We start from the raw sequence: 15,392 nt of genomic DNA on the forward strand, positions 1-15,392 counted from the left end.
CAGCAAGGAGCATTCATGGCAGGGAACAGTTTCGGCCAACTCTTTCGGGTCACCACTTTCGGCGAGAGCCACGGTCTGGCGCTGGGCGCCGTGGTCGACGGCTGCCCGCCGGGGCTGGAGATAAGCGAAGACGATTTGCAGGGGGATCTGGACAGGCGCAAGCCCGGTACGTCCCGCTACACCACTCAGCGCCGCGAGGCGGACGAGGTGAAGATCCTCTCCGGGGTGTTCGAGGGCAAGACCACGGGCACCTCCATCGGGCTGCTCATCGAGAACACCGATCAGCGCTCCAAGGACTACTCCGAGATCAAGGATCTGTTCCGACCCGGCCACGCCGACTACACCTATCACCAGAAGTACGGCCAGCGTGACTACCGTGGCGGCGGCCGCTCCTCGGCCCGCGAGACCGCCATGCGGGTCGCGGCGGGGGCCATCGCCAAGAAGTACCTGAAAAAGGTGCACGGCATCGAGATCGTGGGTTTTCTCTCCCAGCTCGGCCCCATCAAGGCGGAAGGGTTCGACGAGAGCCAGATCGAGCAGAACCCCTTCTTCTTCCCCGATGCGGGCAAGCTGGAGGCGCTGGATGAATACATGCGTGCTCTCAAGAAAGAGGGCAACAGCGTGGGGGCCAAGGTGTGCGTCGTGGCGCGCAACGTGCCGGTGGGCCTGGGGGAGCCGGTGTTCGACCGCCTCGACGCCGACATCGCCCACGCCATGATGGGCATCAACGCGGTGAAAGGGGTGGAGATCGGTGACGGCTTCGCGGTGGTGGAGCAAAAAGGCTCGGAGCACCGGGACGAGATGACTCCGACCGGCTTTGCCAGCAATCATGCGGGGGGCATCCTGGGGGGCATTTCGTCGGGTCAGGATATCGTGGTGAGCATGGCCCTCAAGCCCACCTCCAGCATCACGGTGCCGGGCAAGACCATCACCACCAGTGGTGAGGCCACCGAGATGATCACCAAGGGACGTCACGACCCCTGCGTCGGCATCCGTGCCGTGCCCATCGCCGAGGCCATGCTGGCCCTGGTGCTGATGGATCACCTGCTGCGCCACCGCGCCCAGAACCAGGGCGTGCACACCCAGACCCCGCAACTGCGCTGATCATGCTGCAGGCAGGGTGAGTGATCACCAAAAACCACAAGGCGACCCCAGGGTCGCCTTGTGGTTTTTTGCCGGCGTCGGCGTCGGCGTCAGGGGGCCGATGGCGTCGAGAGCGATGACAGCCGGGTTGCGTCCAGGCGGCAGCGGGGCGGCGCAAAGGCGGGGTCCGGTGAGGGCAGGGTGGCGATGGCGGCATCGATGCGGGCGAGCGCCTCATCGTTCACGGCCTCTTTGGCAAACATCAGGCGCACCGGCTGCTGGTGCAAGAGCACCTGACACTGGATGGCGTCGCTCGCCCCGAGCTGGCCTAGGTGGTAGCGGGCGTATTGCCACTCCATGATGACGCCGTCGAGGCGGCGCGCCAGCAAGAGGGTGAGCAGCCTGTCATCGCTGTTGTATTCACTCGCCTGCCCGAGGGCAGGGCACTCCTCGTTCATCGGCAGGGGGCGGGTACCCCGCAGCTTGCCAAGTCGCAGCCCCTTGGCCTGGCAGAGGGTTGCCAGCTCGGTGAGCCCTTGCCAGCCGTCGTGCTCCCCGGCCTGCGGGCGCTGGCTCAGCAGCACGAAGCTGGCGCGCCGATAGGGGGCGGAGAAGCGGGCGAACCGCTCCCGCTCGGGGGTTTTCAGGGCGCCCATGGCCATGTCCAGCTGCTGGCGCTCCATGAGGTAGAGGGCCCGGGCCCAGGGGAGGTTGCGAAAGGCGGGCTCAACGCCTGCCTTGTCCAGGATCTGGCGGGTCAGGGTAACGTCCAGTCCGCCGAGGGTGCCGTCGGCAGCGATTTGACTGAAAGGGGGCCAGTGGCTCCAGGCCACCGACAGGGTCTCCCTGGCGACGAGGGGCTGGGCGAAGAGCAGGGGCAAGACGAGGCCCAGCATGCGCCGGGCGGTGGGGGTGAACTTCCGTTTCAATCAAAACCTCCTGTTCCGTGTATCGCGCCGTCCCCGGCAGGCTGTGCAGGGGCTTTGATACATACGGCGATTCGGGCCATATTGTCCTGCCTTTGTCGCTATTTCCAGCCGCGCTGGGAGGTGCATCACATTTTCCTCGTCTAAGTGCGCCAACTCCGTTAGACTGCGCCTCTATTCTTTCCCCTTTGCTCTGCTCCCCGGGGAAATCGTTGTTTTCTCTATAGGCCCGGATCCTGTGAGATGGCATCGGCTCAGCAGAGGAGCCCCACCACGATCTTTGGCGCCCCTATCCCTAGCAGGTAACTATGAGTTTTACTTCCCTCGGTCTGGCCGAACCCTTGTTGCGTGCCGTTGCCGAGCAAGGCTACGACACCCCGTCTCCCATTCAGCAACAAGCGATCCCGGCGGTACTGGCTGGCCGTGATCTGATGGCCGCCGCCCAGACCGGGACCGGCAAGACCGCAGGTTTCACCCTGCCGATGCTGCAGCGTCTGACTGAAAGCAAGCGCAAGGTCTCCCCGAATCGCATCCGTGCCCTGGTGCTGACCCCGACCCGCGAGCTGGCCGCCCAGGTGGGCGAGAGCGTGCGCAACTACGGCAAACACCTGCCGATCCGCAGCCACGTGGTATTTGGCGGCGTGAGCATCAACCCGCAGATGATGGCGACCCGCCGTGGTCTGGACGTGCTGGTGGCCTGCCCGGGCCGCCTGATGGATCTCTACAACCAGAACGCCGTCAAGTTCGACGAAGTGGAGATCCTGGTACTGGACGAAGCGGATCGCATGCTCGACATGGGCTTTATCCGCGACATCCGCCGTATTCTGGCCCTGCTGCCGAAGAAGCGCCAGAACCTGCTGTTCTCTGCCACCTTCGCCGACGAAATTCGCGAGCTGGCCACCGGTCTGCTGGACAACCCGGCGGTGATCGAAGTGACCCCGCGCAACAGCACCGCCGAGCGCATCGAACAGTTGGTACACCCTTGTGACAAGGCCAACAAGATTGCCCTGCTGAGCCATCTGGTCACCAGTAACGACTGGCAGCAGGTGCTGGTGTTCACCCGTACCAAGCACATGGCCAACCGCGTTGCCGAGACCCTCGACAAGAACGGCGTCAGCGCTGCCGCCATCCACGGCAACAAGAGCCAGGGTGCCCGTACCCGTGCCCTGGCCGGTTTCAAGGATGGCAGCGTCAAGGTGCTGGTGGCGACCGACATCGCCGCCCGTGGTCTGGACATCGACAAACTGCCGCAGGTGGTCAACTTCGAGCTGCCGAACGTGGCGGAAGATTACGTGCACCGTATCGGCCGTACCGGCCGTGCCGGCGCCGCCGGTCACGCCATCTCCCTGGTCGCGGCCGATGAAGGCAAGCTCATCAAGGCCATCGAGCGGCTGACCAAGCAGAACATTCCGTGCGAGCAGGTGGCCGGTTTTGAAGCCTCCCGCGAGACCCTCGACAACATCGCCCGTGGCATCGGCGCGCCGCTTCGCAAAGAGCCGCGCGATCCGAGCGAGCAGCGCCGTGCGCCGCGTCCGCAAGGCCAGGGCCAGCGTCAGGGGGCCGGTCGCTCCGGCAATGGCGCCGGTGGTAACGGCGGTGGCAATCGCACTGGCAACGGTGGCAAGCCCAAGCCCCAAGGTGGCCAGCGTCCGGAAGGCGGCGCCGGCAAACCGGCTCAGGCCCGTCGTCCTCGTCGTGCTACCCACAACCAGTAAGCGGTCAGGGAGCCAGGCTCCCCCACTGTTCGGTTGATACAAAAAGCCCCGCCAATCTGGCGGGGCTTTTTTTGTCCTGGTAGACGCTATTCACCGTAGAGGCGGATCTCCAGCACATGAGTGATGGCCTCGCCGCTCCATTGGTACTCCAGATGACGGGCGTGGTCCACCCGGCTGACCAGACGGGGGCGATAGAGCACGTGGCAGTCGTGACCGGGGTGGCGCACCGAGCGGTAGTGGATGCCGTCCGCCCCGGCGACCTTCTGCTCCCGGGCGAAGGCCTGGGCGGGGCCGTAATCGGTGGCGTGATAGAGGGGGCCTGGCAGAAACGCCGGGCCCGTGATGTCGATGAGGCTGGCGCTGAACTGCGCCTGGATCACCCGCATCTGCACCTTCTGGGCCGGCTCCCGGGTGTACCCGAAGATCCGCTCCCTGTGGTAGACCGTCTCCTTGATGCCGGTGTCGAGGGAGGGGGCACAATAGTAGCCGCCAAAGTCCCCCGTGGTGAAACGGCCACCCTCGGGATTGAGGTGGGTGAAGGCGGCCATCACATAGCTGCCGCCGGGCAGCCCCACCAGCCAGTCTTCCCTGGGCACCCGCATCAGCTCGCCCGCCTCTTCCCTCAGCCTGTCGTTGGTCAGGGCCTCGACGGCCCAGACCGCCTCCAGCTCGTCGGCGGTAGCGACGTCTTCATAGAGGCAGATGGGGGGAAAGCGGCTCGGAATGATGCGATAGGCGCAGGCATTGTGGAAGGCGCGCAAGGGCGGGGAGGACATCAGGCCATCTCCCCGCGCCAGGCGTGCAGCCGGGTGGCCACTTCGTAGAGATCGGCCACCCGCCCACCCTGCATGACCTCCATGGCGCTGCGCCCGGCGAAGAAGGGGTGGCTGTTGGGTTTGCGCACCCAGCCATAGATGCTCTCATCCAGGCTGAACAGCAGCCGCAGGCTCTTGTGGATGTTGAGTAGATAGCTCATCCGCTCCTGGAGATCGGCGCTCAGCCGAATGCCGCCGCTGGCCTCCTTGTACTTGTTCAGGGTAGAGCGGGAGGTAATGCCAAGCAGCCTGAGCTGTTCGTCCGTGCTGCACTGCCATTTGTCCAGGATGCGAAACACCACGGGCAGGGCCTTGCTGGGATCGACGGCGGGCTGTTGCCGGGGAAGAGATGCGGTGGCGGCCATGTTGCCTCCCGGGTTGGCGTGCCAGACGGGCACGGGATCATGGGTTGTCTGCTAAGCAGTGTAGGGCAGGGGCGCAGTCATGTACATATCTATACATGGTTGCACTCAAATGTTCATTATTGGATGGGCTTCGCGAGGAGGGGCGCGGGTCGGCCAAATGAGCCCGTGCCAATGAAACGCCCCGCCAACTGGGTTGGCGGGGCGTGTCTCTTTGCGGCGTTTCTGTTTGTCGGGCCGGGGAGATCAGAGGGCTGGCAGCAGCCCCATGCTGACGCTGACCTGCACTCCGACGATCAGTACCCCCATGGCACCGGCCAGACCCAGGGCCAGTACGCCGCCCGGGACGCGGTAGTGGTGCGCCTCGGCCTGCTTGCGGCTCTGCCACACCAGGGCCACCGGCAGCAGCACCGCCAGCACCGCCAGCGCAATGGCGGCGTAACCCAGCGCCATGATGAAGCCTTGCGGGAAGTAGAGGGCGAACAGCAGGGGCGGCACGAAGGTGATGAGGCCGGTCTGGGTGCGGCCCTGCCAGTTGTCCTTGCGACGGGTCACCTTGGCCATGAAGTCGAACAGTCCCAGGGTCACCCCGAGGAAGGAGGTAGCGAGCGCGAGATCCGCAAACAGATGCATCGCCTGGTTGAAGGCGGGCCAGCTCACCAGGCCACCGACGTTGGCCAGCAGGCTGTCCAGGGCGCCGCCGGTCTGGATCAGGGATTGCTGGCCCAGCAGCCCCAGGATGGCGACCTGCCACAGCACGTAGAGCACGAGCGGCAGGGCGGAGCCCCACACGAAGACTCGGCGCAACTGCCTGGGGTTGTCCCCGAGGTAGAGCATGACGCTCGGGATGGAGCCGTGGAAGCCGAAGGAGGTGAAGATGACCGGCAGGCCCGCCAGCAGCAGGCCTTCCCCGAGGGGCATGGAGAGCAGGTGCTGCCCCTGAGCGCGGGGCAGCAGCAGCGCCAGCACCGCCACCATGATCACCAGCTTCACGGTGAACATCAGGCGGTTGAGGTAATCCACCTGCCTGGTGCCGACGCACACCATGCCGCCAAACAGCAGGGTAAAGACCCAGGCCGCCTGCTCCTGGCCGAGGGGAAGGCCGGCATCGGCCAGTGCCTGGGCCAGCAGGCTGCTGCCGCCGCTGATGTAGGCGGAGGCCAGGGCGTAGAACAGCATCAGGATGCAGAAGGAGGCGATGCCCTTGCCCCAGGGGCCGAGCAGGTGATCCGCCAGCTGGTGCAGGTACCACTTGCCGGTGCTGAGGCTGGCTTCCACCTGCAGCATGGCGGTGAAGGCCATCAGGGCCCAGAGGCCGATCATCAGCATCAGGGTGGCGGGGCCGCCCAGGGACGAGGAGGCCAGCGGCAGGGCCAGCATGCCGGCGCCTATGGTGGTGCCGGCAATCAACAGGGTACAACCCAGGGTCTTGGTATTCATGTCATCCATCCGAAAGTGAGGGGCGCTGTTGCAAACAAGAGAGAGCCAGTTGGCTGTGTCGGGAGACGCCTCCGGGGAAAAGCCGGAGGCTAGCAATATCGGTGTGGATACATCTGTACCTGAAACCTGTCAGTTGTAAAAATTGGTTGCCAAGTTAGCGGATTGAAATGGCGGAAACAACCCCTTAAAAGCGGATTTTGTGCTGTAGCAAGCCGAAGGGTGGCAATAAAAAGTGACACATTGCGCCATGCGCCGAAAAAGCGCGCCCCTCAGGGGGAGGCTGCCCGTCAGGCTGCGTTGCGGGTCGACATCGAGAGCGCCCGCGTTGGCGGCAACAGGGCTTGCAGAGGGTAACACGGGGCCCTGGTGGTGCGACTGGCCCGATATAAGCAAACATCGGGTCATACTCCCAAAAGCCATCATTTTCACTTATAGCGAGCCGAGGCGCCGATAAACGTGCCCTGGCGCGGGGTTGCCGCCCGGCAGATCACCTCAAAGCCAGAAGGCGAAGGGCAAAAGCTGAGACAACAGGGGAGAACACAAGCAGGTGTGGGGGAGGAGGCTCAGGGGCTGGCACTGCGGGCCGCCCCCGGGGTGGTGCGTCGTTGCCGGGTCAGCGGCGGCGTTTGAGGGTACGGCTCACATAGTGCAGGCCGCTCTGGTAGTCGCCATTGACCGCCTTGAGGGCCAGCGTCAGGGCCTGGCTTGCCAAGGCGTCGTGCTGCTGGGGCAGGGAGTTGATGCCAAAGGGGAGGAAATCGAGCAGGCGGTCATCCCCGAAGGTAGCCATGGCGAGCTGGCTCATGTCGGCCTCCTGCTCCAGCAGGTAGTCGAGCACCCCCTCCATCAGGATGTAGGAGGTGGTGATCAGAGCCTCGGGCAGTTGGCCGAGCTGCTGATGGAGCGTCTTGATCAGGCGATACCCTTCGGTGCGCGAGAAGTGGGCCCCTTCACACAGGTGGCGGGTCGCACTGTGACTGGCAATCGCCTGTTCGAAGCCCGCTTTTCGCTCCTGACTGATCGTCAGTTCCGGCAGTGCAGTGATCAAGGCGATATGACCGATGGCCGGGGTGAGCAGGGAGGCGGTGAGGTCCAGGCTCGCCTTCTGGTTTTCACTCGCCACGGTGACGAAATGCTCGGTGGCCATGGCTCGGTCGATGGCGAGGATCTGCACGCCCCTGGACTGCTGCTCCAGGTAGAAGGGATCCGCCGGGGGGAGGCAGCTTGCCACCAGGAGCGCGTCCACATGGCGGCTCACCAGCATCCGGGCCAGCTCCTTTTCGGTGTCCGGATCGTCCTCCGAGCAGACGATGAGCAACTGATATCCCTGGGTGCGGGCCCCTTGCTCCAGGCGCTTGGCGAGCTTGGCGTAACTGGCGTTTTCGAGGTCGGGCAGGATGAAGCCGAGGGTGCGGGTCTGGCCGCCGCGCAGGGAAGCGGCGCGGCTGTCCGGCTGATAGTTGTGGGCATGGACCACGGCCATCACCTTGTCGCGGGTTGCCTGGCTGATGCGGTATTGATCGGCCTTGCCATTGATCACATAGCTGGCGGTGGTGCGAGAGACACCGGCCAGCGCGGCGATTTCATCCAGTTTCATCATGTTGGCTCTGTTTGAGTTGCAAGGCCCGCGCCGGTTCCTGGTTGGGGCGCCGAAAAGTGTGCGCGGGATCATATCATTGAAACGTACTTTCTGCGGGATCTTGAACAATTCGCTGAAACGATTCAGTCTGAGTGTAGATGAAACGATTCAGCTTGTCAGTAACGGATGATTATCTGCACTTGGAAATGGGTTCCGGCTCACTAAAGCGAGAGATCACCGTCTATTGTCAGCAGGCAAGTTACCCAAAAATCGAGTTGAGTTGAGCCGGTACGCCGCGAGGTGAAGCCGGACCTGATGGAGAATCTCTATGTTGAAGTTGGCGCGACAGCAAATCCTGCTGGGACAATCGGTGACGACCAAGGCGGACGCCATCGCCCTGCTGGCAAGTAAACTGACCGACGCCGGTCTGGTTGAAGCAGGTTACGTGGACGGCATGCTGGCGCGGGAAGCGCAGCACGCCACCTATCTTGGCAGCGGTATCGCCATTCCCCACGGCACCACGGACACCCGTCATCTGGTGAAGAGCACCGGCGTCATGGTGGCCCAGTTCCCCCACGGCATCGAGTGGGACGAGGGGCAGATTGCCTACGTCGCCATCGGCATCGCCGCCAAGTCCGACGAGCACCTGGGGATCTTGCGCCAGCTCACCCACGTGCTGGGTGACGAGCAGGCCGCAGCTCAGCTCAAGGGGGCGACCGACGAAGAGACCATCATCAATATCCTGACTGGCGCGACTGGCGCCAAAGAGGTGCAATACCTGACCCTGGCAGACTTTCCGGCCGACGACCAGGACCAGTTGCTGCTGGGGGCTGCGGCCCGCGCCAAATCCGCAGGCTGGGGAGACGCCGCCATGGTGAGTGCCCTCCTGGCCAGCCAGCCTGTTCACCTGGGGGAGGGTATCTGGCTGGCCCGTGCGCAAGCGGCCCAGACCGGTTGGGTGCTGGCCACCCCGAGCACCCCGCTGAACGTCGGTGAATTGCCAGTCAGCGCCCTGCTGCTGCTGTGTGCCGCAGATAGCGGCCATCTGCCGCAACTCGAGAATCTGGCCAAGCTGGCCGCAGCCGGCCAGCTGGCCACCCTTTCTGGCAGCGACGGTCTTGCCATGTTGCAGGCGGGTCCGGCGAGCGGGCTGTCCGAGACCTTCACCATCATCAACCCTCACGGTCTGCACGCCCGTCCGGGCGCCATGCTGGTCAAGGTGGCCAAGGAGTATGAATCCGACATCCGCGTCGCCAACCTCGATGGCAGCGGTGAAGCCGTCTCTGCCAAGAGCCTGATGAAGGTGATCGGGCTTGGGGTCAAGTGCGGTCATCGTCTGGCGTTTCGCGCCGAAGGAGCGGATGCCGAAGCCGCCCTCAAGGGCATTGGCGAAGCCATTGCCGCCGGCTTGGGCGAGGGGGCGCACTGATGGACATCGTCACCATCACCCTCAATCCCGCGCTCGATCTCACCACCCGTCTGGAGGTCATGCACCCTGGCGAGGTCAATCTGGTGAGCGAGGCCAACTTGCGCGCCGCGGGCAAGGGGATCAACGTCGCCATGGTCTTGAAAGATCTCGGCCGTGACGTAGGCCTGACCGGCTGGCTCGGTGAGGGCAACCAGCAGAGCTTCGTCTCCCTGTTCGAGGAGCGTGCCCTTGCCGATCACTTCGTGCGCGTGGCGGGCGACACCCGGATCAATGTCAAGATCTCCGAACAATCCGGTCGGGTGACCGATCTCAATCTGCCGGGACTCGCCGTGCAGGAGGGCGATGTCAGCGCCCTGGAAGCGGCGCTGGAGCGACTGGCTCCCCACACCGACTGGTTCGTGCTGGCGGGCAGCCTGCCCAAAGGGGTGGCCCCCGATTACTGCGGCCACCTGATCCGCCTGCTCAAGGCCAAGGGCAAGCAGGTGATCTTCGATTGCAGCGGCGCGGCGTTGAGCGAAGGGATCAAGGCGGCGCCGACCCTGGTCAAACCCAACCTGGAAGAGCTGAGCCAGTGGGCGGGTCGCCCCGTGAAGACCCTGAGCGAGCAGGCCGAGTGCGCCCGCGCGCTGCAGGCAAGCGGGATCCCCAACGTGGTGATCTCCAATGGTGCCGACGGCCTCATCTGGTTTGCACCGGATGCCACCTGGCAGGCGATTCCGCCGCGCATGGAGGTGGTCAGCACCGTGGGTGCCGGCGACTCCCTGGTGGCGGGCCTGGTCCATGGCATGAGCCTGGACTGGACGCCGGAGCAGACCCTGCGTCTGGCCACCGCCGTCTCGGCACTGGCGGTGAGCCAGGTCGCGGTCGGCTTCAACGATATCAATGTGCTCAAACCGTTACTCGAGCAGGTGCGCGTACAGCGTCTGGATGATCTGGCACCGACTCAACCCCAACCCCATTTGATGGCTAACTCAGGAGATGCCCAATGAAAGCAATTCTGGTTACGGCTTGCCCGGCGGGCATTGCCACCAGCTTTCTCGCTGCAAAACGGATAGAACAGCAGGCCAAACTGGCTGGCTGGGAGCTCACCCTCGACGTCGACTCCAGCGTGCAGCCCCGTCAGGTTCCCTCGAAAGAGCAGATTGCCGCCGCCGACCTGGTGCTGGTCGTTGCCAGCGCACCGGTGGATCTCGCCGCCTATGACGGCAAGTCGCTCTATCGGGGCGACATGGATCTGGCGCTCCAGGATCCCGCTGCCCTGCTGGAAGCCGCGCGCAGCGGTGCCAGCGTCTATCGCCATGAGGTGGCGCCAGTGGTTGCCAAACCGGCCAGCGGTGCCAAGCGCATCGTGGCGGTGACGGCCTGTCCGACCGGGGTGGCCCACACCTTCATGTCGGCCGAGGCCCTGGAGACCATGGCCAAGCAGCTGGGTCACCAGATCCGCGTCGAAACCCAGGGCTCGGTCGGTGCCCAGAACGCCCTGACGGCGGACGAGATTGCCGCCGCCGATCTGGTGTTCCTCGCCACTGACATCGAGGTGGACATGGCGCGCTTTGACGGCAAACCGGTCTATCGCACCAGCACGGGGGCTGCCCTGAAGAAAACCCGGGCCGAGCTCGACAAGGCCTGGACCGAGGCGAAGGTCTATCGCCACAGCGGCGCGGCCGCGGTCAAGAAAGAGGAAAAGGCGGGCCCCTACAAGCACCTGCTGACCGGCGTCTCCTTCATGCTGCCCATGGTGGTGGCGGGGGGCCTTATCATCGCGCTCTCCTTCATCTTCGGCATTGAAGCGTTCAAGGAAGAGGGGACGCTGGCCGCGGCCCTGATGAAGATCGGTGGCGGCTCCGCCTTCGCCCTGATGATCCCGGTGCTGGCAGGCTACATCGCCTACTCCATCGCCGACCGTCCGGGTCTGGCGCCCGGCATGATCGCCGGTATGCTGGCAAGCTCGCTCGGCGCCGGTTTCCTTGGCGGCATCGTCGGCGGCTTCCTCGCCGGTTACAGTGCCAAGTTCCTGAGCGACAAGGTGCGCCTGCCGGTGACCCTGGAAGCCCTCAAGCCCATCCTCATCATTCCGCTCTTTGCCAGCCTGTTCACCGGTCTGGTGATGATCTACGTGGTGGGTGGCCCGGTGGCGGGCATCATGAATGCCATGACCGAGTTCCTCAACAACATGGGCTCTGCCAACGCCGTGCTGCTGGGTGTCATCATCGGCGCCATGATGTGCTTCGACATGGGTGGCCCGGTCAACAAGGCGGCTTATGCCTTCGGTGTCGGCCTGCTCGCCTCCAAGACCTATGCCCCCATGGCAGCGGTCATGGCCGCCGGCATGGTGCCTGCACTGGGGATGGGGATCGCGACCTTCCTGGCCAGCAGAAAGTTCATCAAGGCGGAGCAGGAAGCGGGCAAGGCCTCCTTCGTGCTGGGTCTGTGCTTCATCTCAGAGGGGGCCATCCCGTTTGCCGCCAAGGATCCCATGCGCGTCATCCCGGCCTGCATGGCGGGTGGCGCCCTGACCGGTGCGCTCTCCATGCTGTTCGGCTGCGAGCTGGTGGCACCCCACGGTGGTCTGTTCGTGCTCTTCATCCCGAACGCCATCAGCCATGTGATGATGTACATCCTGGCGATCGCCGCCGGTTCTCTGGTGACCGGGGTGGCCTACGCCATGCTCAAGCGTGGCGAGGAGCAGGCCAAGCTGGCGACCGCCTGAGGACGTCACGGCGTGACACACCCTTCATGACAAGGCGGCCCTGGGGCCGCCTTTCTTGTTGAGGGGAGGGGCAACGTGGGATTTAAAAATCCCAGCCCGGCGGGGGCGGCGGATCGGCCGCCTCTGCGGCCTGCGCCTTGCGGCGGGCGGCCTCGACCCTGGCCTTGCGGCTGCGGCACAGGCGCATCACCTCCTGCTGCTGGGCAGGGGTCATAGCAAGCCAGTTGAAACGCTCCTCGCGACTTCGCAGGCATCCCTTGCAATACCCCTTGTTGTTCAGTTCGCAGACCCCGACACAGGGGCTCTGGAGCGGGAAGATTTCGAGCTGTTCCATCCATGACCTCTCACACCTTGTCACCTTGTTATAACCCAGAAGATCACGGCAGGAGAAATCCGTCGTCAGGGGCGTGAAGGCGTTTGCTTTCCCCGGGCAATTTTGGCATCTTCCCCGCCGTGCAAGACACTCGGTGTTATATGAGGACATATGAATAGACATGCGTGCTGGTTGGCCGCCGCCGTGGTGGGGCTGGCCGGTTGTGCGGGCAACCCTGAACCGGTCAAGGTGCCCCAGAAGAAGGCGGAATCCGGATGTTTTCTGAACTGCGAGATCCCTGTGAATCTGGGTAAGCAGTATCTGGATGGTGCCCTGCCGGGGGATCTGGTGCGGGTGGAGCGGGTCAACAGCCGCGCCCGCGCCGATTACAGCAAGTTCGGTCCCCAGAGCCGGATGGTGATGGAACGCTCCGGCCGCATGGCGAGCCGCTATGGGGAGCTCTACCGTCAACTCTCACGCTGGGTCGCCAATGGGGGCAATCCCGCCCATATCACCCAGTACGGCATCAGCCTGGCGCAGCTTGGCGGTGCCGACCGCATGGGCAACGTGCTCTTCACCGGCTACTACTCGCCGGTGCTGGAGGTGCGCCATCGCCCGGACGCCCAGTACAAGTATCCCATCTATGCCATGCCCAACTGCGGCGGTCGCTGCCCGAGCCGGGCCGAGATCCACCGGGGTGCGCTGGCCAACCGGGGGCTGGAGCTGGGCTACAGCAAGTCCCTCATCGACAACTTCCTGATGGACGTGCAGGGTTCCGGCTTCGTTCACTACGGCGATGACGACCGGTTGCAGTACCTCGGTTACAGCGGCAAGAACGGCCACGGCTATGTCAGCATTGGCCGGGTGCTCATCGACCGTGGCGAAGTGCCCAAGGAGCAGATGTCCATGAAGGCCATCAAGGAGTGGGCCAATCGTCAGCCGGAAGAGAGCGTGAAGGAGCTGGTGGAGCAGAACCCCTCCTATGTCTTCTTCGAGCGCCGTCCCACCAACGACGTGGTGGGGGCCGCCGGCATTCCGCTCTTGCCGATGGCGGCGGTGGCTGCCGACAAAACCCTGCTGCCCATGGGCACCCCCATCCTCGCGGAAGTGCCGCTGCTGGACAAAGAGGGCAACTGGACCGGCAAGCACCAGCTGCGCCTGCTGATTGCGCTGGATGTGGGGGGCGCGGTGAAGAAGGGGCACCTCGATCTCTACCACGGCATGGGGGAGAAAGCCGGTGTCGCGGCCGGTCACTACAAGCACTTTGGCCGGGTCTGGAAGCTGGGTCTGCACCACGGGCCGACCGCCGCCCCCTGGTTGTAACGCCCCCAGGTTGTAATGTAAGAGGGGCCATGGCCCCTCATTTCCCTCAAGATATGGGAGATTCCCATGAAAAAAGCCGCCGGAGCAATCCGGCGGCTTTTTGTTTGCAGGGCAGATCTGGCGATAAGGGCCGTCAGCCCTTTCGGATATCGAGCTTGATGGCGCCCACCGGCTGGCAGCAGCAGGGGAGGCACTCCCCCTGAGAAACAAAGGCGAGCGGGACGGCGGCGTAGTGCACCTTGCCCGCCAGCAGCGGGGTGCGGCAGGCGCCGCAATATCCGCTGCGGCACTGGAACTCCACATGATGACCGTGGCGCTCCAGGGTCTCCAGCACGCTTTCGCCGGGATGGGGGTGCAGCACACCGTCCAGGGTCTGTACCTGGGGGACTTGCCCCTCCGGCGCCGTGGTGGCGGTATGCAGGGGCGCGTTCAGGGTGGTGGTGGCGTCACTCACGGACGTCGCTCTCCCGCATCATGGTCTGCCAGCAGAGGTCGCCTTGCATCACAGCTCGAAGTCACCCAGATCGTCGGCGTGCACTTCACTGTCGATCTGACCCACCAGATAGGAGCTTACTTCCACTTCCTGGGGCGCCACCTGCACGTTGTCGGAGGAGAGCCAGGTGTTGATCCAGGGGATGGGGTTCTGCTTGGTGCCGGCAAAGGCCGGTTGCAGGCCGACGGCCGCCATGCGCAGGTTGGTGATGTATTCCACGTACTGGCAGAGGATGTCCTTGTTCAGGCCGATCATGGAGCCGTCCTGGAACAGGTACTCGGCCCACTCCTTCTCCTGCAGGGCCGCTTCCTTGAACAGCTCGAAGCAGGCCTGCTCGCACTCGACGGCGATCTCTGCCATGTCGGGGTCGTCGTTACCGCTGCGCATCAGGTTCAGCATGTGCTGGGTGCCGGTCAGGTGCAGGGCCTCGTCACGGGCGATCATCTTGATGATCTTGGCATTGCCCTCCATCAGCTCGCGCTCGGCGAAGGCGAAGGAGCAGGCGAAGCTCACGTAGAAGCGGATTGCTTCGAGGGCATTGACGCTCATCAGGCACAGGTAGAGCTTCTTCTTGAGCTCACGCAGGCTGATGGTGACTTCGCAATCCCCGATCCGGTGGGTTCCCTCACCGTGCAGGTGATAGACGGAGGTGGCCTCGATGAGATCGTCATAGAAGTGGCTGATGGAGCCGGCGCGCTTCAAGATCTGCTCGTTGGTCACGATGTCGTCGAACACCTGGCCCGGGTTGTTGACGATGTTGCGGATGATGTGGGTGTAGGAGCGAGAGTGGATGGTCTCGGAGAAGGCCCAGGTCTCGATCCAGGTCTCCAGCTCCGGGATGGAGACCAAGGGCAGCAGGGCCACGTTGGGGCTGCGGCCCTGAATGGAATCCAGCAGGGTCTGGTACTTCAGGTTGGAGATGAAGATGTGCTGCTCGTGGGGCGGCAGAGCCTGGAAGTCGATGCGGTCGTGGGAGACGTCCACCTCTTCCGGGCGCCAGAAGAAGGAGAGCTGCTTCTCGATCAGCCGCTCGAAGATGTCGTGCTTTTGCTGATCATAACGGGCTACGTTGACCGACTGGCCGAAGAACATCGGCTCCTTGAGCTGATCGTTTTGGGTCTGGCAAAAAGTAGAGTAAGCCATGGTTCGAATGCCGTGAAATAGGGAAAACAGGAGGGCGGGAGTTTGATGCTCCCGCCCGGTT

14 protein-coding genes are annotated in these 15,392 nt (G+C 64.1%); 6 read left to right on the forward strand and 8 right to left on the reverse strand.

Features of this window, described 5'->3' with window-relative positions:
• The first annotated feature begins 15 nt into the window (after nucleotides 1–15).
• Nucleotides 16–1,104 carry a chorismate synthase gene (gene aroC / locus AB5Y53_RS08820; protein ID WP_368181694.1) on the forward strand — a complete coding sequence of 363 codons (1,089 nt, stop codon included), beginning with the start codon at nucleotides 16–18 and terminating at the stop codon, nucleotides 1,102–1,104.
• A gap of 89 nt (nucleotides 1,105–1,193) precedes the next feature.
• On the opposite strand, the gene AB5Y53_RS08825 is transcribed toward aroC, so the two are convergent.
• The gene (locus tag AB5Y53_RS08825; RefSeq protein ID WP_368182007.1) at nucleotides 1,194–1,979 is read right to left on the reverse strand and encodes a substrate-binding periplasmic protein; all 786 of its coding nucleotides are present in this window, start codon (nucleotides 1,977–1,979) and stop codon (nucleotides 1,194–1,196) included.
• A 338-nt stretch (nucleotides 1,980–2,317) separates the two neighbouring features.
• Between AB5Y53_RS08825 and AB5Y53_RS08830 the strand changes: the two genes are divergently transcribed.
• Complete coding sequence (locus AB5Y53_RS08830; protein ID WP_368181696.1) at nucleotides 2,318–3,724, forward strand: DEAD/DEAH box helicase; 1,407 nt, start codon at nucleotides 2,318–2,320, stop codon at nucleotides 3,722–3,724.
• A gap of 86 nt (nucleotides 3,725–3,810) precedes the next feature.
• Here the strand turns inward: AB5Y53_RS08830 and AB5Y53_RS08835 are convergent, their stop codons facing one another.
• From AB5Y53_RS08835 to cra, 4 genes are all read right to left on the reverse strand, one after another.
• Nucleotides 3,811–4,500, reverse strand: a complete 690-nt coding sequence (locus AB5Y53_RS08835) for an RES family NAD+ phosphorylase (protein ID WP_368181698.1) — start codon at nucleotides 4,498–4,500, stop codon at nucleotides 3,811–3,813.
• Nucleotides 4,500–4,904, reverse strand: a complete 405-nt coding sequence (locus tag AB5Y53_RS08840; RefSeq protein WP_039040750.1) for an antitoxin Xre-like helix-turn-helix domain-containing protein — start codon at nucleotides 4,902–4,904, stop codon at nucleotides 4,500–4,502. Before AB5Y53_RS08840 ends, AB5Y53_RS08835 begins: the two co-directional genes overlap by 1 nt.
• Before the next feature lie 243 nt (nucleotides 4,905–5,147).
• Nucleotides 5,148–6,341 carry an aromatic amino acid transport family protein gene (locus tag AB5Y53_RS08845; protein ID WP_319872796.1) on the reverse strand — a complete coding sequence of 398 codons (1,194 nt, stop codon included), beginning with the start codon at nucleotides 6,339–6,341 and terminating at the stop codon, nucleotides 5,148–5,150.
• Between the two features lie 613 nt (nucleotides 6,342–6,954).
• Nucleotides 6,955–7,941, reverse strand: coding sequence for a catabolite repressor/activator (gene cra / locus AB5Y53_RS08850; RefSeq protein WP_010674823.1), 987 nt, complete (start codon nucleotides 7,939–7,941; stop codon nucleotides 6,955–6,957).
• Between the two features lie 307 nt (nucleotides 7,942–8,248).
• On the opposite strand from cra, the gene fruB reads away from it, so the two are divergent.
• The 3 genes from fruB to fruA are packed head-to-tail and all read left to right on the forward strand — an operon-like array spanning nucleotide 8,249 to nucleotide 12,059.
• The gene (fruB, locus tag AB5Y53_RS08855; protein WP_042017120.1) at nucleotides 8,249–9,349 is read left to right on the forward strand and encodes a fused PTS fructose transporter subunit IIA/HPr protein; all 1,101 of its coding nucleotides are present in this window, start codon (nucleotides 8,249–8,251) and stop codon (nucleotides 9,347–9,349) included.
• The gene (gene pfkB / locus AB5Y53_RS08860; protein ID WP_042879539.1) at nucleotides 9,349–10,338 is read left to right on the forward strand and encodes a 1-phosphofructokinase; all 990 of its coding nucleotides are present in this window, start codon (nucleotides 9,349–9,351) and stop codon (nucleotides 10,336–10,338) included. Before fruB ends, pfkB begins: the two co-directional genes overlap by 1 nt.
• Complete coding sequence (gene fruA / locus AB5Y53_RS08865) at nucleotides 10,335–12,059, forward strand: PTS fructose transporter subunit IIBC (protein WP_368181700.1); 1,725 nt, start codon at nucleotides 10,335–10,337, stop codon at nucleotides 12,057–12,059. The genes pfkB and fruA overlap by 4 nt, the downstream gene beginning before the upstream one ends.
• Nucleotides 12,060–12,141: 82 nt before the next feature.
• Here fruA and AB5Y53_RS08870 read toward each other — a convergent pair whose 3' ends face one another.
• Entirely contained in the window at nucleotides 12,142–12,393 is a 252-nt protein-coding gene (locus AB5Y53_RS08870; protein ID WP_039040754.1) for a DUF1289 domain-containing protein, read from the reverse strand.
• A gap of 150 nt (nucleotides 12,394–12,543) precedes the next feature.
• Here AB5Y53_RS08870 and mltA point away from each other — a divergent pair, with 150 nt between their 5' ends.
• Nucleotides 12,544–13,695 carry a murein transglycosylase A gene (gene mltA, locus AB5Y53_RS08875; protein ID WP_279989315.1) on the forward strand — a complete coding sequence of 384 codons (1,152 nt, stop codon included), beginning with the start codon at nucleotides 12,544–12,546 and terminating at the stop codon, nucleotides 13,693–13,695.
• A gap of 133 nt (nucleotides 13,696–13,828) precedes the next feature.
• On the opposite strand, the gene yfaE is transcribed toward mltA, so the two are convergent.
• Both yfaE and nrdB read right to left on the reverse strand, forming a co-directional pair.
• The gene (yfaE, locus tag AB5Y53_RS08880) at nucleotides 13,829–14,128 is read right to left on the reverse strand and encodes a class I ribonucleotide reductase maintenance protein YfaE (protein ID WP_319899931.1); all 300 of its coding nucleotides are present in this window, start codon (nucleotides 14,126–14,128) and stop codon (nucleotides 13,829–13,831) included.
• A gap of 69 nt (nucleotides 14,129–14,197) precedes the next feature.
• Nucleotides 14,198–15,331: a class Ia ribonucleoside-diphosphate reductase subunit beta gene (nrdB, locus tag AB5Y53_RS08885; RefSeq protein WP_368181701.1), complete on the reverse strand. Its 1,134-nt coding sequence runs from the start codon at nucleotides 15,329–15,331 to the stop codon at nucleotides 14,198–14,200.
• Between the last annotated feature and the right edge of the window lie 61 nt (nucleotides 15,332–15,392).

It is taken from the genome of Aeromonas sp. R7-5 (assembly GCF_040908015.1).
Lineage (GTDB): Bacteria > Pseudomonadota > Gammaproteobacteria > Enterobacterales > Aeromonadaceae > Aeromonas > Aeromonas caviae.

Excerpts from the sequence above, each read along its gene's own strand:
- aroC (WP_368181694.1), top strand. The coding sequence starts at position 16 with ATGGCAGGGAACAGTTTCGGCCAACTCTTTCGGGTCACCACTTTCGGC.
- AB5Y53_RS08825 (WP_368182007.1), bottom strand. The coding sequence starts at position 1,979 with ATGCTGGGCCTCGTCTTGCCCCTGCTCTTCGCCCAGCCCCTCGTCGCC.
- AB5Y53_RS08830 (WP_368181696.1), top strand. The coding sequence starts at position 2,318 with ATGAGTTTTACTTCCCTCGGTCTGGCCGAACCCTTGTTGCGTGCCGTT.
- AB5Y53_RS08835 (WP_368181698.1), bottom strand. The coding sequence starts at position 4,500 with ATGTCCTCCCCGCCCTTGCGCGCCTTCCACAATGCCTGCGCCTATCGC.
- AB5Y53_RS08840 (WP_039040750.1), bottom strand. The coding sequence starts at position 4,904 with ATGGCCGCCACCGCATCTCTTCCCCGGCAACAGCCCGCCGTCGATCCC.
- AB5Y53_RS08845 (WP_319872796.1), bottom strand. The coding sequence starts at position 6,341 with ATGAATACCAAGACCCTGGGTTGTACCCTGTTGATTGCCGGCACCACC.
- cra (WP_010674823.1), bottom strand. The coding sequence starts at position 7,941 with ATGATGAAACTGGATGAAATCGCCGCGCTGGCCGGTGTCTCTCGCACC.
- fruB (WP_042017120.1), top strand. The coding sequence starts at position 8,249 with ATGTTGAAGTTGGCGCGACAGCAAATCCTGCTGGGACAATCGGTGACG.
- pfkB (WP_042879539.1), top strand. The coding sequence starts at position 9,349 with ATGGACATCGTCACCATCACCCTCAATCCCGCGCTCGATCTCACCACC.
- fruA (WP_368181700.1), top strand. The coding sequence starts at position 10,335 with ATGAAAGCAATTCTGGTTACGGCTTGCCCGGCGGGCATTGCCACCAGC.
- AB5Y53_RS08870 (WP_039040754.1), bottom strand. The coding sequence starts at position 12,393 with ATGGAACAGCTCGAAATCTTCCCGCTCCAGAGCCCCTGTGTCGGGGTC.
- mltA (WP_279989315.1), top strand. The coding sequence starts at position 12,544 with ATGAATAGACATGCGTGCTGGTTGGCCGCCGCCGTGGTGGGGCTGGCC.
- nrdB (WP_368181701.1), bottom strand. The coding sequence starts at position 15,331 with ATGGCTTACTCTACTTTTTGCCAGACCCAAAACGATCAGCTCAAGGAG.